Origin of the sequence: Pseudomonas laurentiana, from assembly GCF_014648275.1 — a bacterium.
In the GTDB taxonomy this organism is placed as follows: domain Bacteria; phylum Pseudomonadota; class Gammaproteobacteria; order Pseudomonadales; family Pseudomonadaceae; genus Aquipseudomonas; species Aquipseudomonas laurentiana.
The window spans coordinates 51,153-76,424 of record NZ_BMQU01000005.1 but is presented as its reverse complement, the minus strand read 5'-3'; the positions used below and the strand labels follow the sequence as shown (position 1 = coordinate 76,424).

At 59.3% G+C, this 25,272-nt stretch carries 22 protein-coding genes; 13 read left to right on the top strand and 9 right to left on the bottom strand.

Translation table 11 applies throughout. The features are described from left to right. Nucleotides 1–5 precede the first annotated feature (5 nt). The 5 genes from IE038_RS06940 to IE038_RS06920 form a co-directional block, all read right to left on the bottom strand. Entirely contained in the window at nt 6–2,816 is a 2,811-nt protein-coding gene (locus tag IE038_RS06940; protein WP_163931249.1) for an FAD-binding and (Fe-S)-binding domain-containing protein, read from the bottom strand. Further along, nucleotides 2,813–3,484 (bottom strand): LutC/YkgG family protein, encoded by a 672-nt coding sequence (locus tag IE038_RS06935; RefSeq protein WP_189395370.1) that lies wholly within the window; start codon nt 3,482–3,484, stop codon nt 2,813–2,815. The genes IE038_RS06940 and IE038_RS06935 overlap by 4 nt, the downstream gene beginning before the upstream one ends. Beyond that, complete coding sequence (locus IE038_RS06930; RefSeq protein ID WP_163931246.1) at nt 3,484–4,938, bottom strand: LutB/LldF family L-lactate oxidation iron-sulfur protein; 1,455 nt, start codon at nt 4,936–4,938, stop codon at nt 3,484–3,486. Before IE038_RS06930 ends, IE038_RS06935 begins: the two co-directional genes overlap by 1 nt. Continuing rightward, on the bottom strand, nt 4,935–5,759 hold the full coding sequence (locus IE038_RS06925) for a (Fe-S)-binding protein (RefSeq protein WP_163931243.1): 825 nt from the start codon (nt 5,757–5,759) through the stop codon (nt 4,935–4,937). Before IE038_RS06925 ends, IE038_RS06930 begins: the two co-directional genes overlap by 4 nt. A 150-nt stretch (nt 5,760–5,909) precedes the next feature. Beyond that, a complete protein-coding gene (locus IE038_RS06920) occupies nt 5,910–7,598 on the bottom strand; it encodes a lactate permease LctP family transporter (protein WP_163931240.1) in 1,689 nt (562 codons plus the stop codon). A 254-nt stretch (nt 7,599–7,852) separates the two neighbouring features. Between IE038_RS06920 and IE038_RS06915 the strand changes: the two genes are divergently transcribed. Further along, on the top strand, nt 7,853–8,620 hold the full coding sequence (locus tag IE038_RS06915; RefSeq protein ID WP_163931237.1) for a GntR family transcriptional regulator: 768 nt from the start codon (nt 7,853–7,855) through the stop codon (nt 8,618–8,620). Between the two features lie 73 nt (nt 8,621–8,693). Here IE038_RS06915 and smpB read toward each other — a convergent pair whose 3' ends face one another. Continuing rightward, the gene (smpB, locus tag IE038_RS06910) at nt 8,694–9,176 is read right to left on the bottom strand and encodes an SsrA-binding protein SmpB (protein ID WP_163931234.1); all 483 of its coding nucleotides are present in this window, start codon (nt 9,174–9,176) and stop codon (nt 8,694–8,696) included. Nucleotides 9,177–9,290: 114 nt separating this feature from the next. Here smpB and IE038_RS06905 point away from each other — a divergent pair, with 114 nt between their 5' ends. The 3 genes from IE038_RS06905 to IE038_RS06895 are packed head-to-tail and all read left to right on the top strand — an operon-like array spanning nt 9,291 to nt 11,446. Then, nucleotides 9,291–10,694 (top strand): sodium-dependent transporter, encoded by a 1,404-nt coding sequence (locus IE038_RS06905; protein ID WP_163931231.1) that lies wholly within the window; start codon nt 9,291–9,293, stop codon nt 10,692–10,694. A 7-nt stretch (nt 10,695–10,701) separates the two neighbouring features. Continuing rightward, nucleotides 10,702–11,136 (top strand): type II toxin-antitoxin system RatA family toxin, encoded by a 435-nt coding sequence (locus tag IE038_RS06900; protein WP_163931228.1) that lies wholly within the window; start codon nt 10,702–10,704, stop codon nt 11,134–11,136. Next, on the top strand, nt 11,129–11,446 hold the full coding sequence (locus IE038_RS06895; protein ID WP_163931225.1) for an RnfH family protein: 318 nt from the start codon (nt 11,129–11,131) through the stop codon (nt 11,444–11,446). The genes IE038_RS06900 and IE038_RS06895 overlap by 8 nt, the downstream gene beginning before the upstream one ends. Before the next feature lie 54 nt (nt 11,447–11,500). Here IE038_RS06895 and IE038_RS06890 read toward each other — a convergent pair whose 3' ends face one another. Continuing rightward, entirely contained in the window at nt 11,501–12,022 is a 522-nt protein-coding gene (locus IE038_RS06890; RefSeq protein ID WP_163931222.1) for an outer membrane protein assembly factor BamE, read from the bottom strand. Between the two features lie 97 nt (nt 12,023–12,119). On the opposite strand from IE038_RS06890, the gene fur reads away from it, so the two are divergent. Continuing rightward, nucleotides 12,120–12,524: a ferric iron uptake transcriptional regulator gene (gene fur, locus IE038_RS06885; protein ID WP_163931219.1), complete on the top strand. Its 405-nt coding sequence runs from the start codon at nt 12,120–12,122 to the stop codon at nt 12,522–12,524. Nucleotides 12,525–12,597: 73 nt separating this feature from the next. On the opposite strand, the gene recN is transcribed toward fur, so the two are convergent. Next, the gene (recN, locus tag IE038_RS06880; protein WP_163931216.1) at nt 12,598–14,271 is read right to left on the bottom strand and encodes a DNA repair protein RecN; all 1,674 of its coding nucleotides are present in this window, start codon (nt 14,269–14,271) and stop codon (nt 12,598–12,600) included. A 230-nt stretch (nt 14,272–14,501) separates the two neighbouring features. Here recN and grpE point away from each other — a divergent pair, with 230 nt between their 5' ends. The 8 genes from grpE to IE038_RS06840 all read left to right on the top strand — a co-directional run bounded on the left by grpE (nt 14,502) and on the right by IE038_RS06840 (nt 24,861). Further along, on the top strand, nt 14,502–15,068 hold the full coding sequence (gene grpE / locus IE038_RS06875) for a nucleotide exchange factor GrpE (RefSeq protein ID WP_163931213.1): 567 nt from the start codon (nt 14,502–14,504) through the stop codon (nt 15,066–15,068). A gap of 101 nt (nt 15,069–15,169) precedes the next feature. Continuing rightward, nucleotides 15,170–17,086 (top strand): molecular chaperone DnaK, encoded by a 1,917-nt coding sequence (dnaK, locus tag IE038_RS06870; protein WP_189395369.1) that lies wholly within the window; start codon nt 15,170–15,172, stop codon nt 17,084–17,086. Between the two features lie 192 nt (nt 17,087–17,278). Further along, nucleotides 17,279–18,403, top strand: coding sequence for a molecular chaperone DnaJ (gene dnaJ / locus IE038_RS06865; RefSeq protein ID WP_163931210.1), 1,125 nt, complete (start codon nt 17,279–17,281; stop codon nt 18,401–18,403). Nucleotides 18,404–18,416: 13 nt separating this feature from the next. Beyond that, nucleotides 18,417–19,220, top strand: a complete 804-nt coding sequence (gene dapB, locus IE038_RS06860; RefSeq protein ID WP_163931207.1) for a 4-hydroxy-tetrahydrodipicolinate reductase — start codon at nt 18,417–18,419, stop codon at nt 19,218–19,220. A 281-nt stretch (nt 19,221–19,501) separates the two neighbouring features. Then, entirely contained in the window at nt 19,502–20,638 is a 1,137-nt protein-coding gene (carA, locus tag IE038_RS06855; RefSeq protein ID WP_163931204.1) for a glutamine-hydrolyzing carbamoyl-phosphate synthase small subunit, read from the top strand. 104 nt (nt 20,639–20,742) lie between these two features. Beyond that, nucleotides 20,743–23,964, top strand: coding sequence for a carbamoyl-phosphate synthase large subunit (gene carB, locus IE038_RS06850; protein WP_163931190.1), 3,222 nt, complete (start codon nt 20,743–20,745; stop codon nt 23,962–23,964). After that, a complete protein-coding gene (greA, locus tag IE038_RS06845; protein WP_189395368.1) occupies nt 23,961–24,437 on the top strand; it encodes a transcription elongation factor GreA in 477 nt (158 codons plus the stop codon). The genes carB and greA overlap by 4 nt, the downstream gene beginning before the upstream one ends. Beyond that, on the top strand, nt 24,415–24,861 hold the full coding sequence (locus IE038_RS06840) for an MFS transporter (RefSeq protein ID WP_189395367.1): 447 nt from the start codon (nt 24,415–24,417) through the stop codon (nt 24,859–24,861). The genes greA and IE038_RS06840 overlap by 23 nt, the downstream gene beginning before the upstream one ends. 13 nt (nt 24,862–24,874) lie before the next feature. On the opposite strand, the gene yhbY is transcribed toward IE038_RS06840, so the two are convergent. Then, on the bottom strand, nt 24,875–25,183 hold the full coding sequence (gene yhbY / locus IE038_RS06835) for a ribosome assembly RNA-binding protein YhbY (RefSeq protein WP_163931173.1): 309 nt from the start codon (nt 25,181–25,183) through the stop codon (nt 24,875–24,877). Nucleotides 25,184–25,272 lie beyond the last annotated feature (89 nt).

Sequence of the window (25,272 nt, the reverse complement as noted above, 5' to 3'; positions counted from 1 at the left end):
TGGGTTCAGATTGCCCGAGCCCGTGTCACGCGGTCCACCAGGTAAACCAGGCCGTGGTAGTCGATACCGCCATGGTTGGACAGTCCGATTTCACAGGTGCGGCTGGTGGAGATACCTTCGCTGCAATGCTGCACCGCATCCTTCAGGCTGCGCAGTGAGTGGGCATTGAGTTCTGGTGTGGTAAAGCCCTTGTCGCCAGCGAAACCACAGCAGTGAATGCCTTCAGGAATCACCACCTGCTTGCTGCAGCGCCGCGCTAGGTCGATCAGTGCCTGGCTTTCGCCCAGGTGCTGGGTGCTGCAGGTCACGTGGACGGCAATCGGTTCGTCTTGCGGTGTGAACTCCAGTTTGTCGACCAGGTGGGTACGGATGAAGCGCACCGGGTCGTACAGGTCCAGCCGTGTGTCGGCCAGGTCCTGAACCAGGCGCAGGGTGCAGGGGCTGGTGTCGCAGTAGATGGGGTCGAGCCCACCACGGCTGGCATGCAACAGCGCGCTGATGAGTTCCTGGCGTTTGTGCTCGGCCTGCTCGGCGTAGCCCTTGGAGGCAAAGGGCTGGCCGCAGCAGAGGCCGTCCTGATTCTCGGGGAATACCACCTGGTAACCGGCCTTTTCCAGCAGCGCGCGGGTCTTATCCAGCAATGAAGTCTGTTCGCGGTCGGTCGCGGCGGGGCCCATGACCCGCGAGACGCAGGCGGCCAGGTACACCACGCGGGGGCGGGCGTCGTGGCTGCTGGGGCTGAAGCGCATGGCCTTGAGCGGTTGCGGCATGGCCGCGGTCCACTGCGGTATACGGCCTTTGCTGAGCTCGCTCAGTGTGTTGCTGATACGGCCCAGACGCGGTGCGCCGAGCAGCTTGCGTGCTGTATCGGCAGCCATGAGGGTCAGGCGGGCACCGCTGAGCGCCGTGTGGAAGTGCTCGGCTAGCCAGTCCGCGGTTTTGACATGCTGTGCCGCCTGGCCGCGAAGTTTCTTCACCAGTTCGCCCGTGTTGATGCCTACCGGGCAGCGCTGTGCGCACAGGCCGGTAGCGGCACAGGTATCGATGCCCTGGTACTGGTAGTCACGCTCCAGTTCGCGGGTATCAACGCCAGCGCGCTTCTTCGCCTGGATGTCACGCCACATGACGATGCGTTGGCGTGGGCTGAGTGTCAGTCCTTTTGACGGGCAGACCGGTTCGCAGAACCCGCATTCGATGCACTTGTCGACGATCTCGTCGGCTGCTGGCAGCGGCTTGAGGTGCTTGAGGTGGATCTGTGGGTCTTGGCTGAGCACCACATCCGGGTTGAGGATGCCGTTGGGGTCAAGCAGGCGCTTGAGCGACCACATCAGTTGGTAGGCGTCTTCGCCCCATTCCAGTTCGACGAACGGTGCCATGTTGCGCCCGGTGCCGTGTTCGGCCTTCAGCGAGCCGCCGAATTCGACGGCCACCAGGTGGGCCACGTCGTCCATGAACGCCTGGTAGCGTGCGACTTCTTCGGCACTGTTGAAGCCTTGGGTGAAGACGAAGTGCAGGTTGCCTTCCAACGCATGGCCAAACAGGATCGCTTCGTCGTAGTGATGTTTGTCGAACAGGGCGATCAGGCGGTTCACGCCGATGGCCAGTTGTTCCACCGGGAAGGTCACGTCTTCGATGATCACCGTGGTGCCGGTTTTGCGCACGGCGCCGACGGCAGGGAAGGTGTCCTTGCGGATGGCCCAGAGCTTGGCGTTTTCCTTGGCGTCTTCGGTGAAGTCCACCTGCTTTTCCACCGGAAACGGTGCCAGCGCGGCCATGATCTGCGCCAATTGTTCATGCAGCAGAGCCTGGGTGGCAGCGCGTGACTCGATCAGCAGTGCACAGGCACCTTCCGACAGTTGCTGGACGAAGGCGGGCATTCCCGGCTTGTCCTGCACCGAACGCAGGCTGCGACGATCAAGCAGTTCGACGGCCGAGACGGGCTGGCTCTTCAGGACGCTTACGGCGGTGCAGCAGGTCTCCACATCCGGGAAGACGATCAGTGCCGAGGCCTTGTGCGGGTGGTCGATAACGGTGTTGTAGGTCACCGCACTGATGAAGCCCAGGGTGCCCTCGGAGCCGACCATCAGGTGCGAGAGGATATCCAGTGGCTGGTCGTAGTCGGTCAGGGCATTGAGTGAGAGACCGGTAGTGTTCTTCAGGCGGTATTTGTGACGGATCTTCGCAGCCAGTTCGGTGTTGGCGCGTGTCTCGCGGCCGAGCCGGGCGAGTTCGTCCAGCAGTGTGGCGTGGCTCTGCTCGAAGGCGCGGACACTGGCCGGGTCTTCACTGTCCAGGCGCGTGCCATCGGCCAGCACCAGGCGCATGCCTGCCAGCGTGTGGTAGGTGTTCTGGGCGGTGCCACAGCACATGCCGCTGGCGTTGTTGGCGACGATGCCGCCGATCTTGCAGGCGTTGATCGAGGCCGGGTCGGGGCCGATCTTGCGCCCGAAGGGGGCCAGCCAGGCGTTTGCCTGAGCGCCGATCACCCCGGGTTGCAGGCGGATCTGCTGGCCCTGAGTGCGGATCTCGCGCCCGTTCCAGTTGTCGCCCAGCACGATCAGTACCGAGTCGCTGATGGCTTGCCCGGACAGGCTGGTGCCGGCTGCGCGGAAGGTCACTGGCACGTGGTCACGTTGAGCCAGTTTGAGCAGGGCGACCACTTCGTCCTCTGACTCGACACGAATGACCAGCTTGGGAATCAGTCGATAAAAGCTGGCGTCAGTGCCGAAGGCCAAGGTCGAGGTCGGGTCATCGAAGCGGCGTTCCTTGGGGATCAGCCGCTGAACGTCGAGCAAAAATGCGGCAGGCAGGCTCATCGGTCCTCCAGAATCAACACCACCAGGTCTTTCGGGCCGTGGGCGCCGTAGGCCAGCACTTGCTCGATGTCGGCCGTCTTCGACGGACCGGAGATCAGCAGGGCGTTGGTCGGCATGCCGGCGGCCCAGGAAAATTTCTGTTGGACCTCGTAGAAGTTGTCATGGATTTCGCTGGCGTTGAGCAGGGCGAAATGCACCGGCGGTACCAGGCTCATCAAGCGTGGCTCCTGCGGTGTCGGCCAGACGATCAGGCTACCGGTCGCGGCGATTGCGCCCAAGGTGCCGGTGAGGCTGGCCGGTGTGTCATTGAACAGCTCGGCTTTCCAGTCTTCCACGGGCCGGTCGTAGGCCTTGAGTGGTGGCAGGTCGCCGCATTGCTGCCAGTAAGCAGTCAGTTGCTGGCCGTGAGCCGTGGCAGGGGCGATCAGCAGGCTTGGCAGTTGGCGTTCGCGCATCAGTTGCGCAACACGCTGTGGCCAATCGGCAGCCGTCGTCAGGTGGATTTCGGTGTGCACGGCCTCCATCAGCTTGCGCAGTTGGGCAATGCGTTGCTCAGGGGCGTAGCGCCAAGGCTCGGTGACCAGCGCTTCATCGAAGTTATCGGCCAGCGGTGTCGTGCCGGTGAGGCTCTTGCGCAGCTTGGCGAGGATGTTCTGTTTTGCGCTCATCAGTGCTTGTCCTGCTTGGCCAGGTGTTCACGCGCCAACTCATGCAGTGAGCGGGCGGCCGGTTTCGGGGCGCTGTGGTTCTGTGTCCAGGGGCCGACGTTGCTCGGTACCAGTTGGCGCAGGCGGGTGGCGAAGAAACCGAACAGGCGGTAGAGCCGTGGCGATGTATTCAGGCGAGTCCAGACGTTCCAGATCATCCGTTCCTTGCGCGAGTACTTGCTGCCCTGGCCGCGCATGACCTGATGTGGGCTGTCTGGCGCTTTCACGTTTTCTTCGCGTAAGCGGCGCAGCAGGGCCGGAATCGGGATTTTCACCGGGCAGACTTCACCGCAGGCGCCGCACAGCGATGAAGCGCTCGGGTGGTCCGGAACCTTGGCGAGGCCAACCATGTGAGGTGTGATGATCTTGCCAATAGGGCCGGGGTAGACCTCGCCATAGGTGTGGCCACCAATACGGGTGTAGACCGGGCAATGGTTCATGCAGGCGCCGCAGCGGATGCAGTTCAGGGTCTGGCGCAGTTCACTGTCGGCGAAGGCTTGGCTGCGGCCGTTGTCGAGCAGGACCAGGTGGACTTCCTGCGGGCCATCGAGCTCTTCTGCCTTGCGTGGGCCGGAGATCATGTTGACGTAGGTGGTGATCGGCTGGCCAAGCGCGGAGCGGGTCAGCAGCGACAGCAGCGGCACCACGTCGCGCAGGTTCTCCACCACTTTTTCGATGCCGGTTACGGCAATGTGCACCGGCGGGACCGTGGTGGACATGCGCCCGTTGCCTTCGTTTTCTACCAGCAGCAGGGTGCCGGTTTCGGCAACGGCAAAGTTGACCCCGGACACGCCGACATCGGCTTCGAAGAACTTTTCACGCAGTACCCGGCGGCCGATCTGAATGAGTTGGTCAACGTCCTTGGTGTACTCCACGCCAAGTTTGTCGTGGAACAAGGACGCGACCTGGCCGGCATTCTTGTGGATTGCCGGCATAATTATATGAGAAGGCTTTTCGTGGTCGAGCTGGACGATGAACTCGCCCATGTCCGATTCCAGGCATTCAATGCCCTGTTCAGCGAGGACATGGTTCATCTCCATCTCTTCACTGACCATCGATTTGCCCTTGATCACTTGCCGGGCCTCGTGAGCCCGGATGATCGAGAGGACGATGCCATTGGCTTCGTCCACCGTTTCCGCCCAGTGTACTTTCACACCATTGCGAGTCAGGTTCTGCTCAAGCTGCTCGAGCAAGTCGGGCAGCTTGGATAATGCACGAGCGCGAATGGCGTTACCCAGTGCGCGCAGATGCTCACGTTCATGAGCATCACTGAACGCCACGGCACGCTTGGTCATCAGCGAGTCCATGGCGCTGCGGAAGTTGTTCCGCAACTGTTGATCGCCCAAGGCCTTGTGAGCCCGAGCGCGAAAATCGTCCTGCACCTCGACGGTCGGAATCAGCGATTGCGTGCTCATTGACCACCTCCGGTACGTTGCCAGAGGAAGCTGGCCAAGTGTTGGCCGCGCAGCGCTTCACGCTGTTTTTCCAGGGCGCCGTTGATGTTCATCAGGCAACCGCAGTCGGCGCTCACCACCTGGTGGGCGCCGGAGTCTTTCAGGGCGCGGGTCTTGTCCGCGACCATTGCACCGCTAATGTCTGGCATACGGACGCTGAAGGTGCCGCCAAAGCCACAACATTCGCTTTCATGGTCGTGCTCGACCCGTTCCACATTACCCAGTTGTGACAGTAGAGCACGCCCGTGCACATGGGTGTTCATTTCCCGGCGTGCCGAGCATGACGTATGCAGCGCCACTTTGACCGGGTTCCCGTGGTCCTGCAGTTGTACCTTGCACACATGCAGCAGGAACTCGGCCAGCTCGTAGGTGCGAGCGGCCAGCGCCTGGACCTGTTTCAACGTTTCCGGCTCGTCGTGGAACAAGTCGGCGTAGTGTTCACGAATCATCCCGGCGCACGAACCCGACGGAACGACCACCGGATAATCGCCTGCAAACAACGCCAGTTGCGCCCTGGCCACTTCCCTGGCCTGCTCGGTGTAACCGCTGGTATAAGCCGGTTGACCACAGCAGCTCTGGCCTTGCGGGTACTCGACACGAATGCCTTCGCGTTCCAGCAGGTGGATCGCGTCCATGCCCGCTTCCGGGTAGAACAGATCGAGTACGCAGGTGCCGAACAGGTAGACCTGCGCGGGTTTGCGTTGTGGGTATTCCCGTGGTTGGGGCAGTGGCGGTGCGACGCGGGTGGCGTTAGGCACGGCGTTATAAAACAGGTCGCTCATCAGGCGTGTCTCCGGGTGGGCCCGGTTATCCATCCTGCGTGCTGCCGGCACTCTATCCAGCGAAGCTTTCGGCAACCTTGCAGGCGGGGTTGTTGAACAGCTGGCGCGGGTGTGACCGCGCCAGGTTTATTGCATCAAGCGTAACTCGGATCAGTGCACCAGCATGCCGGTCAACCAGTACGCCTGGATCAGGGTGATCAGGCCGACGATGGTGGCAAAGAACAGGCTGTGCTTGAGCGTGAAGCGGAACAGGTCCGATTCCTTGCCAACCAGGCCAGTGGCAGCGCAGGCGACTGCGATGGACTGTGGCGAGATCATCTTGCCGGTAACGCCGCCGCTGGTGTTGGCCGCAACCAGCAGGGTGTCGTTGACCCCGATCTGGTGAGCAGTGGTGGCTTGCAGCGAGCTGAACAGTGCGTTGGACGAGGTGTCCGAACCGGTCAGGAACACGCCCAGCCAACCCAGGAACGGCGAGAAGAACGGGAACGCAGCGCCTGTACCGGCCAGCACCAGGGCCATGGTCGAGGACATGCCCGAGTAGTTGGTGACGAAGGCAAAGGCCAGCACCATACCAATCGACAGAATGGGCCAGCGAAGTTCGTAGAAGGTCTCTTTCAAAGTGGTCAGACCAGTTTTGACGTTGATTTTCAGCACCAGCATCGAGACCAGTGCGGAGAAGAAAATCGCCGTACCGGTCGCCGAGATCGGATCAAGTTTGAACACCGCCGGGATCGCTGTCGGGTTGGCAACGATCGGTGCGCTCTTGATGACCAGTTGATCCAGGTGCGGGATGGCAAAGTTGAACACCCAGCTGTACATCGAGCCGCCGGCAGCGAACATCGCCTTGAACGGTTTCAGGGTCCAGATGGTGACCAGTACGGTGAGGATCAGGAACGGCGACCAGGCTTTGAAAATCTCACCGAGGCTGTAAGGCGACGGCTGAGTCGTGCGCGGCTGGCCAAAGCCACCGCTGCTCTGTACAGCGGCCGCGCCGACGCTGGCGTTGGCGGTTGCGAACGAACGCTTGGGCTGCCAGACCTTCAGGAACAGAGTCAGGGAGATCAGGCTGACCAGGGCCGAGGTGATGTCCGGCAGTTCCGGGCCGATGAAGTTGGAAGTGAAGTACTGCGTGACGGCGAAGCTGAAGCCGGCGACCAGCGCTGCTGGCCAGGTTTCTTTGACGCCACGCATGCCGTCCATCATGAACACCAGCCAGAACGGTACGAACATCGACAGCAGTGGCAGTTGACGACCGGTCATGGCGCCAATGTGGAAGGCGTCGATGCCGGTGACCTGGCCGGCCACGATGATCGGGATGCCCAAGGCACCGAACGCCACTGGCGCGGTGTTGGCGATCAGGCACAAGCCGGCAGCGTAGAGCGGGTTGAAGCCCAGGCCTACCAGCAGCGCGGCGGTGATGGCCACAGGCGCGCCGAAGCCGGCCGCGCCCTCAAGGAATGCACCGAAGCAGAAGCCAATCAGCAGTACCTGCAGGCGCTGGTCGTCGGTAATCGACAGTACCGAGCTGCGGATGACCTCGAACTGACCACTCTTGACCGTCAGTTTGTACAGGAATACCGCGGCGACGATGATCCAGGCGATGGGCCACAAACCATAGGCAAAACCATAGCCGGCGGCGGCAAACGCCATGTCGGCAGGCATCTGGAAAGCAAAAATCGCCACCAGGATCGACAGCGCCAGGGTGATGCTGCCGGCGACGTGGCCTTTGAGGCGGAATACGGCCAGAGCCAGGAAGAAGAACACGATGGGGATGACTGCCGCCATTGCGGACAAGCCAAGACTGCCAAGCGGACTGTAGATCTGTTGCCAGGTTTGCATATGGGGTGGCCCCTAATTGTTGTTGGTCATGCGCTGACGGTTGGTTAATTGGTAATACCAATTTACAATGTCGTGGCGCTAGGTTAAAAGCCGTGGCGGGGGTGTGTCAATTTGCCTCGGCGAAACTTTCGTCTCGGGACGTAGGACTTGGCGTCTGAATGGCGAGGAAAGATGCAAACTGATGGGTGTCGATCAGGCCTGGATACGCCAGAATAGGCGGCTCCGGAGGTGCCCGGGATTGTGGAGAGTATGTGATGGTTTTCGATCAGGTCCGCCAACGCCGTTTGTCCGACGATATCGTCGAACGGCTTGAGGGGATGATTCTTGAAGGCACTTTGACTGCGGGTGAGCGATTGCCGGCTGAACGCTTACTGGCTGAGCAGTTTGGTGTTTCACGGCCGTCGTTGCGTGAGGCGATCCAGAAGCTGGTGGCCCGAGGCATGCTGGTGAGCCGCCAAGGTGGCGGTAACTACGTGGCTGAGTCGCTGGGTTCGACCTTCAGTGATCCCTTGTTGCTGTTGCTTGAGAACAATCCTGAGGCGCAGCGCGATCTGCTTGAGTTCCGGCACACGCTAGAGGCTTCGTGTGCCTACTATGCCGCGATTCGTGCGACTGAAGTCGATCGCGAACGGCTCAAGGCTGCCTTTGATGCCCTGCAGGACTGCTATGCACGGGCCGATGAGATCAGTCGGGCGGAGGAGGGCGCCGCAGATGCGAGCTTTCACTTGGCGATTGCCGAAGCCAGCCACAATGCCGTGCTGCTGCATACCATTCGCGGGTTGTTCGACCTGCTTAAGCGCAACGTGGTGACCAACATTGGTGGCATGTACAAGCAGCGCAGCGAGACACGTGACATGCTGATTGCCCAGCACCGTGACTTGTATCTGGCGATTGTCGAGGGGCGTGCACAAGATGCTCGCGAGGTCTCCAGCCGGCACATTCTGTATGTGCAGGAAGTCCTCGAAGAGGTACGTCAGGAAGCGCAACGCGTCGCCCGGGCAGAACGCCGCAAAGGCCGCTAGCCAGCGCCTTTTCAGGCGCCGGCCTTGTCGGTACCAGGCGCTGGCGGGCGCTAAACCTTACCCGCCATTGGCCTCAGTCGTCTCGACCCTTGCTGCGTACTGCGCGCTGCAGTTCGCGGTCGGAATCACGCTCGCGCTGGGTATCGCGCTTGTCGTATTCCTTCTTGCCCTTGCCCAGAGCGATTTCGCACTTGATCAAGTGCTTGCTCCAGTAAATCGACAAGGCCACGCAGGTGTAGCCCTTCTGCTGTACGGCAGCATGCAGGCGCTCCAGCTCGCGGCGATTGAGCAGCAGTTTGCGGGTACGTGTCGGGTCGGCAATGACGTGGGTGCTGGCCGTGGTCAGCGGCGTGATATGGCTACCCATCAGCCATGCCTCGCCGTCCTTGAGTACCACGTAGCTGTCCGTCAGGTGCGCCTTGCCGGCACGCAGACTCTTTACTTCCCAACCGGCCAGGACCAGACCGGCCTCGAACTTGTGCTCGATGAAGTAATCGTGTCGCGCCTTTTTATTCTGCGCGATGGTCCCTGTTGGATGTTTCGTTTGTTTAGCCATAGGGGCGGCATTATAGGCAGTCGCTGCGCTGTCGGCTATGGGTTGCGGTGTGCTTGAGCCGCCGGAGTGAATCCCGGACAATGCGCGCTCTTTTTTTCTTAGTTGAGTGTGTTGATGTCGACGGACAAGGTTTCTGTCCATGGTGGCTGGGCCAGTCGCTGGGTCTTCGTGCTGGCGGCGACAGGCGCAGCCGTAGGTCTGGGGAGTATCTGGAAATTCCCCTACATGGTCGGGGTTTACGGTGGTGGTGCCTTTGTCCTGGTCTTCCTTGCTTGCATCGCCCTGATCGGTATCCCGGTGATGCTGGCCGAAACCCTGATCGGGCGGCGCACCCGGCAAAGCCCGGCCAATGCCCTGCGTGACCTGGCCGTTGAAACCGGTCGCTCGCCGCGTTGGTCCTGGTGGGCCTTCGCCGGCATGCTCACCGCGCTGTTGATTCTCTCGTTTTACAGCGTTGTTGGAGGGTGGTCGTTTGACTACATCCTCGACATGGGGCGTGGTGACTTTCAAGGTGTGACGGCCGATCAGGTGGGGGCGTATTTCAATGGCGTCATCAGTGATCCCTGGCGCCTGGTGCTCTGGCACAGCCTGTTCATGGCGTTGTCTGCGGTCGTGATCGCCAGGGGGGTGGTTGCCGGGCTGGAGCGCAGCTTGCGTATCATGATGCCGCTGCTGTTTCTGCTGCTGGTCATCCTGCTGGGCTACAGCTTGACCACCGGGCACTTCATGCAGGGCGTGCACTTCATGTTCGACTTCGATCCGTCGCGCCTGATGGACGGCCTGCTCCCGGCGATGGGGCATGCCTTTTTCTCGCTGAGCGTCGGTGTCGGTTCTTTGCTTATTTATGGCGCTTACATGCCGAAGCAATCATCGATTGCCGGTACGATTGTCTCGGTGGCCCTGCTGGATACCTTTGTATCGTTGCTTGCGGGTCTGGCGTTGTTTCCAATCGTGTTCGCCGCTGGCCTGAATCCCAGCGAAGGGCCGGGCCTGATGTTCGTTGCATTGCCATTCGCCTTCGGCAATGTGGCCTTCGGCCAGTTGATGGGCGTCGTATTCTTTGTTCTAGTGGCGGTGGCGGCCTGGAGCTCAGCGATTTCACTGCTGGAGCCAATGGTCGCCTACCTGGTTGAGCGCACGGGCGTGCGGCGTGGCTGGATCACCACATGGCTGGCGTTCAGCTGTTGGTTGGTGGGCCTGGGAACCGTGTTCTCGTTCAATATCTGGCAGCAAGCGAAGTTTTTTGTGAGCGATGAGCGTGGCTTTCGGCTCTACGAATGGGGTGCCAAAGCCGGCCTGGACTTCTTCGGGGTGATCGACTTCTTTACCTCGCGCATCATGCTGCCGCTGGGTGGTTTGTGCTTTGTGATATTCGCGGGTTGGATCATGGGGCGTGAAGCGGTGCGCGACGAACTGGCCATGCGCAGCCCGCTGCTGTTTGCTCTGACCTTCTTCTTGATGCGCTATGTGGCGCCCCTCGGCATTCTGATTGTGTTTGCCGCTCAGCTTTGGAAGTGACACCTGGATGACTACCCATATTCAACGTTCGGCCCTGCTGCCTTACCCTGCCCAGGCGCTTTACGACCTGGTCAATGACGTGGCGCGTTATCCGGAGTTTCTGCCTTGGTGCTCTTCGAGCACGGTGCTCGAAGCCAGCGACACGCAAATGCGTGCCAGTCTGGAAGTGGCCAAGGGCGGCATGAGCCAGCGTTTTGTGACGCGCAATGTGCTGGTGCCCGGGCAGTCGATTGAAATGAACCTGGAAGAAGGGCCGTTCAATCAATTGCACGGTGTCTGGGTGTTCAAGGCATTGAACGAGAAAGCCTGCAAGATCAGCCTTGACCTGTCGTTCGACTATGCTGGTCCGCTGGTGCGGGCAACCTTGGGTCCGCTCTTCAACCAGGCGGCCAACACCTTGGTCGATGCGTTCTGTCAGCGGGCAAAGCAAATCAATGGCTGAGGCGATGCTTGAGATTGAAGTGGTCTATGCGACTGCTGAGCGTCAGCTGTTGCTGAGCTGCAGTGTTCCGGCGGGGACCTCGGTGACTGAGGCGGTTCGGCTGTCCGGCATTGCCGAGCAACTCGCAGGGGTTGATCTGAGTGAGTGTCCGCTGGGTATTTTTGGGCGTGTTGTGCCCAATCCGGCGGAGCGCCTGGTGGAGGCAGGGGAGCGTATCGAGTTGTATCGGCCGCTGCTGATTGATCCTAAAGAGGTTCGCAAGCAGCGTGCAGCCAAGGTGGCTCGGGTGTTCAAGAAGGCGAAGCGCTAGAAATACAGGTCACAAAAAAGCCCGGAATGATCCGGGCTGTTTTTTTGTGTCGGCTTATTGTGGTGAGGTGTCCAGCGGTTGCTGCACAGGAACCGGGATGACCTCGATGGTGTCGACGTCGCGCTGGATCTTCTCTTCCAGCGAACCAGCCTTGGCTGGCTTCTCTTTAACGGCTTCGTTGCCGTGGGCCGGGCTGACGGTGGTATTGCCGTCGCTCCCCAGGATCTCCTGGTCACGGCTCACGCCTGGCATGAAGTCGCCGGACAGGTTGGCCAGCTGGTCGTTCTCGTTGAAGAAAACACTCATGCGTTCCTGTTGGCGTTGGCCGCCACCAGGTTGCAGGCTGTAGAGGTAGTCCCAGCGGTTAGGGTGGAACGTGTCCTGAATCAGTGGGTTGCCCATGATAAACCGCACTTGCCGGCGGGTCATTCCCGGGCGTAATTGGTCTATCATGTCTTGCGTTACGACATTGCCCTGCTGGATGTCGATTTTGTAAACCCCGGGGAATGAACAACCGGCGAGTGCGAGCAGTCCCACAAACGTGAGGCTGGTTAGCAAGAGCTTGGTGTTTTGCATCGGTGGGCGACTTCCACTATCTTGGCTGGACAACGTAAACCCCGATCATACCCGTATTAAGAGAAGCTGCGAAGCAGCATCGGCGAGAAAGCTGACCATGGTTGAAAATAGCGAACTACGCAAAGTCGGTCTCAAGGTGACCCTGCCTCGAGTCAAAATTCTACAGATGCTTGACTCCACCGAGCAGCGTCATATGAGCGCCGAGGACGTCTACAAAGCGTTGATGGAAGCAGGCGAGGATGTCGGCTTGGCCACGGTTTACCGGGTGTTGACCCAGTTTGAGGCTGCTGGTCTGGTGGTCCGTCACAACTTTGATGGTGGTCATGCGGTATTCGAGCTCGCTGATGGTGGTCACCACGACCACATGGTCAACGTGGAGTCCGGTGAAGTGATCGAGTTCTTCGATAGCGAGATCGAGAAGCGTCAGCGAGAGATCGTTGCCGAGCATGGTTTCGAGCTCATGGATCACAATCTGGTGCTGTATGTGCGCAAGAAACGCTAATTGTTTCCTGCGTTAAGGCACAGCATGGAAGGCGACCCTAGGGTCGCCTTCCTGGTTTTGGCGAAGGGATACTTCAAGCTTTACTGGTGACGACCATTTTGCGCGCGTGGGCCAGAGACTCCTTGGTCAGGTCGATACCGCCGAGCATTCGCGCGACTTCTTCCACGCGTTCACGTTTACTCAGGCTGGCGACGGCTGTGTGGGTTGCGTCACTGTTGCGCACTTTATGCACGAACAAGTGATGGTGGCCCTGGGCGGCAACTTGCGGCAGGTGAGTAACTGTCAGTACCTGGCCGCGCTCGCCCAGTCGGCGCAGCAGTTGGCCGACGATTTCGGCCGTTGGGCCACCAATACCTACGTCAACTTCATCGAATACCAGTGTCGGGATGCGTGATGTTTGTGCAGTGATGACCTGAATCGCCAGGCTGATGCGCGACAGCTCGCCCCCGGAAGCGACCTTGGCCAGTGCCTTGAGGGGTTGGCCGGGGTTGGCGCTGACCAGCAACTCGACCTGTTCCAGGCCGTGAGGCAGCAGCTCGTCACCGCTATTGGTTTGTAGCGCGATGTTGAAGCGCCCGCCTGGCATGCCCAGGCGCTGAATTTCTTGCTCTACGGCACTGGCAAGGCTGTCAGCGGCGGCTCTGCGCAGCGTGCTGAGTTCGCAGGCTTTTTCCTGGTAATGGCGGGCGTAGGCGGCCAGTTCTTCGCTCAGCCGCTCGATGGCTTCATCGCTGGCATCGAGTGTTCCGAGTTCGCTGGTCAGCTTGCACTGCAGTTGAGTCAGTTCGGTGGGGTGAACCCGGTGCTTGCGTGCCAGCGTATAGATGGTGTCGAGGCGTTCTTCCAGTTGCTGCAGGCGTGCGGGGTCGGCATCGAAGTTGTCGAGGAAACGATTGAGTTCGCCTACGGCCTCTTCGACCTGAATCTGCGCGCTGGCAATCAGGTTGGCCGCTTCGCCCAGTGCCTTGGGGGCGTTATGTACGGCAGTCAGGCGGTTGAGGCTGACGGTCAGTGCGCTGAGTACATTGCCCGAATCGCTTTCGCTGCAGTGGTCGATGACCTGGCGGCAAATGCCGAACAGGGCTTCGGCGTTGGTCAGGTTCTTGTGCTCCTGCTCCAGTTGCTCCAGCTCATCTTCTCCGAGGCCCAGATTGTCCAGCTCCTCCAACTGATAACTCAATAGCTGGTGACGGGCTTGTTGCTCTTCGCTGGAGTTGGACAGGCGCTCCAGTTCCTGGCGCGTTTGCCGCCAGCGTTGAGCCGCCAACTGTACCTGGCGAGCCAGATCGGTGGCGCCTGCATATTCATCAAGCAGACGACGATGGGTATCGGTTTTCAGCAGGGACTGGTGTTCGTGCTGGCTGTGGATATCGATCAATAGCTCGCCGAGGGCCTTGAGGTCGCTCAGTGGGCAGGGGCTGCCATTGATGTAGCCGCGGGTGCGCCCCTCGGCCGTGATCACGCGCCGCAGGATGCAGGGGCCGTCGCTGTCCAGGTCGCGCTCGGCCAGCCAGGCCCGCGCCTCGGGGATGTCGATCAGGTCGAAGGTGGCCAGAATGTCGGCCTTGTCTGCGCCGGGACGCACCACGCCGCTGTCGGCACGGTCGCCCAGTGTCAAGCCCAGGGCATCAAGCATGATCGACTTGCCAGCCCCGGTTTCGCCAGTGATGACGCTCATGCCGCGGGACAGTTCGAGGTCCAGGTGTTCGACGATGGCGTAATTATGTACAGACAGATGCACCAGCATTGGGGCGGCTCCCAAGTGTTAAGTCTGGTTATTTATACAGTGTTTTCAAATCGGCTGACAATGCCTGGTTTTAGCGCTGTTTGCTTGAGCGGCGCGGCGTTTGATTGCGAGTCGTTATGAGCGGGGCTGAGCTTCTGCTGAATTCAGCCCTTGAACCTGCATTTTGCGACCCCATATAGGCGGCAGATGCGCGAGTTGAGCTCGCTGACAAAATTGAAAGGAGAGATTTTATGGCTGACGAACAGATGCTGGACGAACAGAATCTGAACGCCGACAAGTCCGCAGGTGCAACCGGTGACGACCTCAGTGCTCGTGTTCAAGTGCTCGAAGAGCAGTTGGCGGCGGCTCAGGATCAATCTCTGCGTGCTGCGGCTGATCTGCAGAACATTCGTCGTCGTGCCGAGCAAGATATCGAAAAGGCCCACAAGTTCGCGCTGGAGAAGTTTGCTGGCGACCTGCTGCCGGTCATCGATAGCCTGGAACGCGGCCTGGAGCTGTCCAGTGCCGAAGATGAAAACATTCGGCCAATGCGTGAAGGCATTGAGCTGACGCTGAAAATGTTCCACGACACCCTCAAACGCTTCAACCTTGAAGCCATTGATCCGCATGGCGAGCCGTTCAATGCCGAACATCACCAGGCGATGGCCATGCAAGAGAGTGCCGAGGTAGAGCCTAACAGCGTGCTGAAGGTGTTCCAGAAGGGTTATCAGCTCAATGGTCGTCTGTTGCGCCCAGCCATGGTTGTGGTCAGCAAGGCCCCTGCACCGATTTCGCCGTCGATTAACGAGCAGGCTTGAAATCGACCGGGGCGTCCCCATTTAGGTGTCAAGCATTCAAGTATTACCGCAGTTAGCCAGTACTGCTGCGGCAACCTTATTCAAGTTTCGGGAGAGTTAACATGGGTAAAATCATCGGTATCGACCTGGGGACCACCAACTCCTGCGTCTCCATTCTGGAAAACGGTAACGTCAAGGTTATCGAGAACGCCGAAGGCGCACGTACCACCCCATCGATCATCGCTTACGCCAATGACGGCGAGATCCTGGTCGGTCAGTCGGCCAAGCGTCAGGCTGTGACCAACCCGCACAACACCCTGTACGCAGTAAAGCGTCTGATCGGCCGTCGTTTCGATGAAGAAGTCGTTCAGAAAGACATCCAGATGGTGCCGTACAAGATCGTCAAGGCAGACAACAGTGACGCCTGGGTTGAAGTGAACGGCCAGAAAATGGCTCCGCCACAGATCTCGGCTGAAATCCTGAAAAAGATGAAGAAGACCGCCGAAGACTACCTCGGCGAGGCAGTGACTGAAGCGGTTATTACCGTGCCTGCCTACTTCAACGACAGCCAGCGTCAGGCGACCAAGGACGCCGGTCGTATTGCTGGCCTGGACGTTAAGCGCATCATCAACGAACCTACCGCTGCTGCGCTGGCATACGGTATGGACAAGGCCAAAGGCGATCACACCGTGATCGTTTATGACCTGGGTGGCGGTACCTTTGACGTGTCGGTGATCGAAATCGCCGAGGTTGACGGTGAGCACCAGTTCGAAGTACTGGCAACCAACGGTGACACCTTCCTGGGTGGTGAAGACTTCGATATCCGTCTGATCGACTACCTTGTTGACGAGTTCAAGAAAGAAAGCGGCATGAACCTCAAGGGTGACCCGCTGGCCATGCAGCGCCTGAAAGAGGCTGCTGAGAAAGCCAAGATCGAGCTGTCTTCGAGCCAGCAGACTGATGTCAACCTGCCGTACATCACTGCAGATGCCACCGGTCCTAAGCACCTGAACGTGAAGATTTCCCGCGCCAAGCTGGAATCGCTGGTTGAAGACCTGGTTCAGCGCACCATCGAGCCTTGCCGTATCGCGCTGAAAGATGCCGGTATCGATGTAGGTTCGATCAACGACGTGATCCTGGTTGGCGGCCAGACCCGTATGCCGCTGGTACAGAAAGCCGTTACCGATTTCTTCGGTAAAGAAGCGCGTAAAGACGTCAACCCTGACGAAGCCGTTGCCATGGGTGCTGCTATCCAGGGTGCCGTTCTGGCCGGTGACGTGAAAGACGTTCTGCTGCTGGACGTCAGCCCGCTGACCCTGGGTATCGAAACCATGGGTGGCGTGATGACTGCGCTGATCGAGAAAAACACCACCATTCCGACCAAGAAGTCGCAGGTGTTCTCGACTGCCGATGACAACCAGAGCGCAGTGACCATTCACGTGCTGCAAGGTGAGCGTAAGCAGGCTGCACAGAACAAGTCCTTGGGCAAGTTCGACCTGGCCGACATTCCACCAGCACCACGTGGCGTGCCTCAGATCGAAGTGACCTTCGACATCGATGCCAACGGTATCCTGCACGTTGGTGCGAAGGACAAGGCTACTGGCAAGACCCAGTCGATCGTGATCAAGGCCAACTCTGGTCTGTCGGACGAAGAAATCGAGCGCATGGTGCGTGATGCCGAGGCTAACGCCGAGGAAGACCGCAAGTTTGAAGAGCTGGCCACTGCCCGCAACCAGGGTGATGCACTGGTCCATTCGACTCGCAAGATGGTCGCTGACGCAGGTGACAAGGTCACTGCCGAAGAGAAAGCTGCTATCGAAGCTGCGGTCGTAGCACTGGAAGCCGCCGTGAAAGGCGACGACAAGGCTGCCATCGAGGCCAAGGTTGAAGAGCTGTCGAAGGTTTCCGCGCCAGTTGCTCAGAAAATGTACGCTGAGCAAGGTGAGAAGCCTGAAGCTGCTGCCAAGCCAGCTGAAGAAGCCGGCAAGCATGACGATGTGGTCGACGCCGAGTTCGAAGAAGTCAAAGACAACAAGTAATTACTACAGGTTGTCGGCCGGTTGACTGCATTTTAGCGGTGGCTGGTAGGATGTCGCCGCGCGGGGGCTTGCTCCCGCGTTGGCGTGTCTGGAATACCCGAATTTTTACGGCATTCGACCAGGTTCGAATGCTGGCGGCATAGCGCGAACAGCGCAGAGGTTTGCCGAACGTCCTCAAGAGTACAAAGACTTATGGCAAAGCGTGATTATTACGAGGTTCTGGGTGTAGAGCGTGGCTCCAGCGAGGCCGAGCTCAAGAAGGCTTATCGTCGCCTGGCGATGAAGCATCACCCGGACCGTAATCCCGATGACAAAGAGTCGGAAGAGAAATTTAAGGAGGCCAACGAGGCCTACGAAGTGCTGTCCGATAGCAGCAAACGTGCGGCATATGACCAGTATGGCCATGCCGGTGTCGACCCTAGCATGGGTGGCGGCGGTGCTGGCTTTGGCGGTGCGAACTTCTCCGACATCTTCGGCGATGTGTTCAGTGATTTCTTTGGTGGTGGTCGTGGTGGTTCCCGTGGTGGTGCCCAGCGCGGCAGTGACCTGCGCTACACCCTGGAGCTGAACCTCGAAGAGGCGGTGCGCGGTACTACGGTCAATATTCGTGTTCCGACACTGGTGAATTGCTCGCCGTGTGATGGTTCCGGGGCCAAGAAGGGTTCTTCGCCGTCGACCTGCCCGACCTGTGGTGGTATTGGTCAGGTGCGCATGCAGCAGGGCTTCTTCTCGGTCCAGCAAACCTGTCCGCGTTGCCATGGCCAAGGCAAGATCATTACCGATCCTTGCGATGCGTGCCATGGCGAAGGGCGTGTCGAAGAATACAAGACGCTGTCGGTCAAGGTGCCGGCCGGTGTGGATACCGGAGACCGCATTCGCCTGTCTGGCGAGGGCGAGGCGGGTAGCCATGGTGGACCTACCGGAGACCTTTACGTTGTGATCAATGTGCGCGAGCACGCGATCTTCCAGCGTGATGGCAAGCATCTGTATTGCGAAGTGCCTATCAGTTACACCGATGCTGCGCTGGGTGGCGAACTGGAAGTGCCGACCCTTGATGGTCGGGTCAAGCTGAAGATTCCTGAGGGAACTCAGACTGGCAAGCAGTTCCGTCTGCGTGGTAAAGGTGTTGCTCCGGTGCGTGGCGGTGCGGCGGGCGACCTGATGTGCCGCGTTGCAGTCGAGACGCCGGTCAATCTGAGTCGTCGTCAGCGTGAGCTGCTCGAAGAGCTGCGTGATTCGCTGGACTGTGACAGCTCTCATTCTCCCAAGGCCAGTGGCTGGTTCGAAGGCGTGAAGCGCTTCTTCGGCGATCTGTAAGAAGGAATAGGGCATGCGACGTATAGCGGTAATGGGTGCTGCAGGGCGAATGGGTAAAACCCTGATCGAAGCTGTGCAGCATGCGCAGGGTGCGGGCCTGACCGCGGCGGTGGACCGTCCGGACAGTACGCTGATCGGTGCGGATGCTGGTGAATTGGCGGCGCTGGGTCGCATTGGCGTGGCGCTGTCGGGCGGTCTGGAACAGGTGGTCGACGACTTCGATGTCCTGATCGACTTCACTCATCCGTCAGTGACGCTGAAAAACCTGGCATTTTGCCGTGAGGCGGGCAAGGCCATGGTCATCGGTACCACGGGCTTCAGCGCTGAAGAGAAGCAGTTGCTGGTTGAAGCGAGCAAGGACATTCCAATTGTCTTCGCCGCCAACTTCAGTGTGGGCGTGAACCTGTGCCTGAAGCTGCTGGACACCGCTGCTCGCGTACTGGGTGATGACGTCGATATCGAGATCATCGAGGCGCACCATCGCCACAAGGTCGATGCGCCTTCGGGTACGGCACTGCGTATGGGTGAGGTCGTTGCCCAGGCGTTGGGTCGTGATCTGCGGGAGGTGGCGGTCTATGGTCGCGAAGGCCAGACCGGTGCCCGTGATCGGCAGACCATTGGTTTCGCTACCGTGCGTGCCGGTGATGTGGTCGGAGATCACACTGTGCTGTTTGCTGCTGAAGGTGAGCGCGTCGAGATCACCCACAAGGCGTCTAGTCGCATGACCTTCGCCAAGGGTGCGGTGCGTGCCGCATTGTGGCTGGAAGGGCGCGAGCCGGGCCTGTATGACATGCAGGACGTGCTGGAACTGCACTAATCGTTGTTGAAGTCGTGCCTGCAAGCTGGCTCTTTGGGTTTCGCTGGAGCCGGTCTTGCAGGTTGCTTCTGAATCCTGGCGACGTCCTGTCGCATTTCTGCGCCTTTCAGGCACATCAGCGGTAGACCAAAAATACGTTTTTCTGTAAGCTACAGCTTTAGTGTGTCCACTAAAAGCGCGCAGATAATTCGACGAAGAAAGCGGGGTGACGTGTCTATACGTCATTCCGCTTTTTTGCAACCTGCGATCGCCCCTTCAGGCTTGATTTACGGGAGGTCTTCTTGACTAAGCCAGCCATACTCGCCCTTGCTGATGGCAGCATTTTTCGCGGTGAAGCCATTGGAGCCGACGGTCAGACCGTTGGTGAGGTGGTGTTTAACACCGCAATGACCGGCTATCAGGAAATCCTGACTGACCCTTCCTATGCGCAGCAAATCGTTACCCTGACTTACCCACACATTGGCAACACTGGCACCACGCCGGAAGATGCCGAATCCGACCGCGTCTGGTCGGCCGGTCTGGTGATTCGCGACCTGCCGTTGCTTGCCAGCAACTGGCGGAACAAGCAGTCGCTGCCGGACTACCTGAAAGCCAACAACGTGGTTGCGATCGCCGGCATCGATACCCGTCGCCTGACACGCATCCTGCGTGAGAAAGGTGCACAGAACGGTTGCATCCTGGCGGGTGACAACATCAGCGAAGAAGCCGCCATCGCCGCAGCGCGTGGCTTCCCGGGCCTGAAAGGCATGGACCTGGCCAAGGTTGTCAGCACCAAGGACAGCTATGAATGGCGCTCCAGTGTCTGGAGCCTGAAGACCGACAGTCACCCGACTATCGAGGCTTCCGAGCTGCCGTATCACGTGGTTGCCTACGACTACGGCGTCAAGCTGAACATCCTGCGGATGCTGGTTGAGCGCGGCTGCCGTGTGACCGTGGTACCTGCTCAAACCCCGGCCAGCGATGTTCTCGCGCTCAACCCGGATGGCGTGTTCCTGTCCAACGGCCCAGGTGATCCAGAGCCGTGCGACTACGCAATCAAGGCGATTCAGGACGTGCTCGAAACCGACATTCCGGTGTTCGGTATCTGCCTGGGTCACCAGCTGCTGGCACTGGCTTCCGGCGCCAAGACCGTGAAAATGGGTCATGGCCACCACGGTGCCAACCACCCGGTTCAGGATCTGGACTCCGGCGTTGTGATGATCACCAGTCAGAACCACGGTTTTGCGGTTGATGAAGCGACCCTGCCAGCCAATGTTCGCGCCACGCACAAGTCGTTGTTCGACGGCAGCCTTCAAGGCATTGAGCGTACCGACAAGAGCGCGTTCAGCTTCCAGGGGCACCCTGAGGCCAGCCCAGGCCCGACCGATGTCGCGCCGCTGTTCGACCGTTTCATCGATGCCATGGCCAAGCGCCGCTGAGCACCTAGTGAGAAGGCCCTGAACCGGCGCGAGCCGTGTTCAGGGGCCGCCCAAGATTGTTCAAGACGGCTTGCCGACTGACCTGCGGATTTGAGTGACAACCCATGCCAAAACGTACAGACATTAAAAGTATCCTGATTCTTGGCGCTGGCCCGATCGTGATCGGCCAGGCCTGCGAATTCGACTATTCCGGCGCCCAGGCCTGCAAGGCACTGCGCGAGGAAGGTTTCCGCGTCATCCTGGTGAACTCCAACCCGGCCACCATCATGACCGACCCGGCCATGGCTGATGCCACTTACATCGAGCCGATCAAATGGCAGACGGTTGCCAAGATCATTGAGAAAGAGCGTCCGGATGCACTGCTGCCGACCATGGGTGGCCAGACTGCACTGAACTGCGCCCTGGACCTGGAGCGCGAAGGCATTCTGGAGAAGTTCGGTGTGGAAATGATCGGCGCCAATGCCGACACCATCGACAAGGCAGAAGACCGTTCGCGCTTTGACCAGGCCATGAAAGCCATTGGTCTGGAGTGCCCGCGCTCCGGCATCGCCCACAGCATGGACGAGGCCAATGCCGTCCTCGAGAAGCTGGGCTTCCCGTGCATCATTCGTCCGTCCTTCACCATGGGCGGCACCGGTGGTGGCATCGCCTACAATCGTGAAGAGTTCGAAGAAATCTGTGCCCGTGGTCTGGACCTGTCGCCGACCAAGGAACTGCTGATCGATGAGTCGTTGATCGGTTGGAAAGAGTACGAGATGGAAGTGGTCCGCGATAAAAAGGACAACTGCATCATCGTCTGTTCCATCGAAAACTTTGACCCGATGGGCGTGCACACCGGTGACTCGATCACCGTTGCTCCGGCACAGACCCTGACCGACAAGGAATACCAGATCATGCGTAACGCCTCGCTGGCGGTACTGCGTGAGATCGGTGTTGAAACGGGCGGTTCCAACGTCCAGTTCGGTATCTGCCCGGACACTGGCCGTATGGTCGTGATCGAGATGAACCCGCGTGTATCGCGTTCCTCGGCCCTGGCGTCGAAAGCGACCGGCTTCCCGATCGCCAAGATCGCCGCCAAGCTGGCTGTCGGTTACACCCTGGATGAGCTGCAGAACGACATCACCGGTGGTCGTACCCCGGCTTCGTTCGAGCCGTCCATCGACTACGTCGTGACCAAGCTGCCGCGTTTCGCCTTCGAAAAATTCCCGAAAGCCGACGCCCGTCTGACCACTCAGATGAAATCCGTTGGTGAAGTCATGGCCATCGGCCGTACTTTCCAGGAGTCCCTGCAGAAGGCCCTGCGTGGTCTGGAAGTGGGTGTGTGCGGTCTTGATCCGAAGCTTGACCTGGCCAGCCCGGAAACCCCGAGCATCCTCAAGCGCGAGCTGACCGTACCTGGCGCTGAGCGCATCTGGTACGTTGCTGATGCCTTCCGTGCCGGCATGACCCGCGACGAAATCTTCGCGCTGACCAGCATCGACCACTGGTTCCTGGTGCAGATCGAAGACCTGATCAAGGAAGAAGAGCGCGTCAAGACCCTGGGTCTGTCCAACATCGACAAGGGCCTGATGCTCAGCCTGAAGCGCAAGGGCTTCTCTGACCAGCGTCTGGCCAAGCTGTTGGGTATTACCGACAAGAACCTGCGTCGTCATCGTCACAAGCTGGAAGTGTTCCCGGTCTACAAGCGCGTCGATACCTGCGCTGCCGAGTTCTCGACCGATACCGCCTACCTGTATTCGACCTATGAGGAAGAGTGCGAGGCCAATCCGTCGACCCGTGACAAGATCATGATCCTGGGTGGTGGTCCGAACCGTATCGGTCAAGGTATCGAGTTCGACTACTGCTGTGTGCACGCTGCACTGGCGCTGCGTGAAGATGGTTACGAGACCATCATGGTCAACTGCAACCCGGAAACCGTTTCCACCGACTACGACACTTCCGATCGCCTGTACTTCGAGCCGCTGACACTGGAAGACGTGCTGGAAGTGGTGCGTGTCGAGAAGCCGAAAGGCGTGATCGTTCACTACGGTGGTCAGACGCCGCTGAAACTGGCTCGTGCGCTGGAAGAGGCCGGTGTACCGATCATCGGTACCAGCCCTGACGCAATCGACCGTGCGGAAGACCGTGAGCGCTTCCAGCAAATGGTTCAGCGCCTGAACCTGCTGCAGCCGCCAAATGCTACCGTTCGCAGCGAAGACGAAGCCATCCGTGCTGCTGGCGTGATCGGCTACCCGCTGGTGGTTCGTCCTTCCTACGTACTGGGTGGTCGTGCCATGGAGATCGTTTACGAGCTGGACGAGCTCAAGCGCTACCTGCGTGAAGCGGTCCAGGTGTCCAACGACAGCCCGGTACTGCTCGATCACTTCCTCAACTGCGCCATCGAGATGGACGTGGATGCGGTCTGCGACGGTACCGATGTCGTCATCGGCGCAATCATGCAGCACATCGAGCAGGCTGGTGTTCACTCCGGTGACTCGGCATGTTCGCTGCCGCCGTACTCCCTGCCAGCCCATGTTCAGGACGAAGTCCGTGAGCAGGTCAAGAAGATGGCATTGGAGCTGGGCGTGGTCGGCCTGATGAACGTTCAGCTGGCACTGCAGGGTGACAAGATCTACGTCATTGAAGTCAACCCGCGTGCTTCGCGTACCGTACCGTTTGTCTCCAAGTGCATCGGCACGTCCCTGGCGATGATTGCGGCGCGTGTGATGGCTGGCAAGACCCTGAAGGAAATTGGTTTCACCAAGGAAATCATTCCGAACTTCTACAGCGTCAAGGAAGCCGTCTTCCCGTTCGCCAAGTTCCCGGGTGTTGACCCGATCCTCGGCCCTGAAATGAAGTCGACGGGCGAGGTGATGGGTGTAGGCGACAGCTTCGGCGAAGCGTTTGCCAAGGCTCAGATGGGCGCCAGTGAAGTGCTGCCGACCGGCGGTACCGCGTTTATCAGTGTGCGTGATGACGATAAGCCGCAAGTGGCTGGCGTTGCCCGTGACCTGATCGCGCTGGGCTTTGAAGTCGTCGCGACTGCAGGCACCGCCAAGATCATCGAGGCGGCCGGGCTGAAAGTGCGTCGTGTGAACAAGGTGACTGAAGGTCGTCCGCATGTTGTTGATATGATCAAGAACGATGAAGTGTCGCTGATCATCAACACCACTGAAGGTCGTCAGTCGATTGCTGATTCCTACTCGATTCGTCGCAATGCGTTGCAGCATAAAATCTACTGCACTACCACCATTGCGGCAGGTGAAGCTATCTGTGAAGCGCTGAAGTTCGGTCCTGAAAAGACCGTGCGCCGCTTGCAGGATCTCCATGCAGGACTCAACGGATGAATAAATACCCTATGACCGTCCAGGGCGCTCGCGCCCTGGAAGAAGAACTGACTCATCTGACCAAGGTCGTTCGTCCCAAGCTCAGCCAGGATATTGGCGAGGCGCGGGAGCTGGGCGACCTGAAGGAAAACGCCGAGTACCATGCCGCACGAGAGCAACAGGGCATGGTCGAGGCGCGGATCCGCGATATCGAAGGGCGCTTGCAGAATGCGGTGGTGATCGATGTCACCTCGATTGCGCATACTGGCAAAGTGATCTTCGGTACAACCGTTGAAATTGCCAACGTCGAAACTGACGAAAGCCTGAAGTATCAGATCGTTGGTGAGGATGAAGCCGACATCAAGGCTGGCAAGCTTTCGGTTGGCTCGCCTATCGCTCGTGCCTTGATTGGCAAGCAAGAGGGCGATGTCGTTGCGGTGAAGACCCCAAGTGGTTTGATCGAGTACGAGATTGTCGAAGTCGTCCACCTTTAACCGGCGTCGCGGCGTTGCCGCGACGGCAGTAATCTGGCAACTGACCCAGGTGCTCTGGGTTGGTGGCCTGTGGATGCTGTACTTCGGGCTACTGCCGACGCTTGCAAAAGTCGGGCTGGCGCCGCTGCTTGTTGAGGATATCGGCAAGCTGGTGGCGTCATTGTTGGTGGCATTCGCGGCGTTTTGTGCAGGGCTGCAGGTGTTGGTTCTGGTGCAGGCTGAAGGCTTGCGCAGCCTGTGGCGCGACAGGCGAGGGCAACTGCTGCTGATGGCGTTGCTGGCGTGTGTTGTGTATTTTGCGTTGCGGATGCTGCTGCCTGAGTTGATGCGTTGGCAGTTGCTCTGTTATCTGCTGCTGGGTCTTACCGGCATGCTGTTGGTGCTGCAACCTCAGCCGGGCAGGGCGCGCAGAGCGCGCCACTGACGCGGCGCGAGCATCACTTGTAGCGATGGATGTTCGACAGCTGTTTGTTAGGCTGTGGGTTCTTGCGGTAAATCAACGCCATTTTTCCGATGGTCTGTACCAGTTCTGCTCGGCCAGCCTTGCACAGCTCGGTGATTACTTCGGCGCGCTCTTCGCGCTCGCTGAGGTTGAGCTTGATCTTGATCAGCTCATGATCGCTCAGGGCGCGCTCGAGTTCGGCGAGAACACCCTCAGTCAGCCCATTGCCTGCCACAATCAAAACAGGTTTGAGATCGTGGCCAATGGATTTGTACTGTTTCTTCTGCTCTTGAGTGAGCGGCATAATCTGACCCTTTGTCTGATTCTGTAAAAATGGCGGCCATTTTACCCGAGGGCCCGTGGATCCGCCCAGTTAATCACGACCGTTATCAT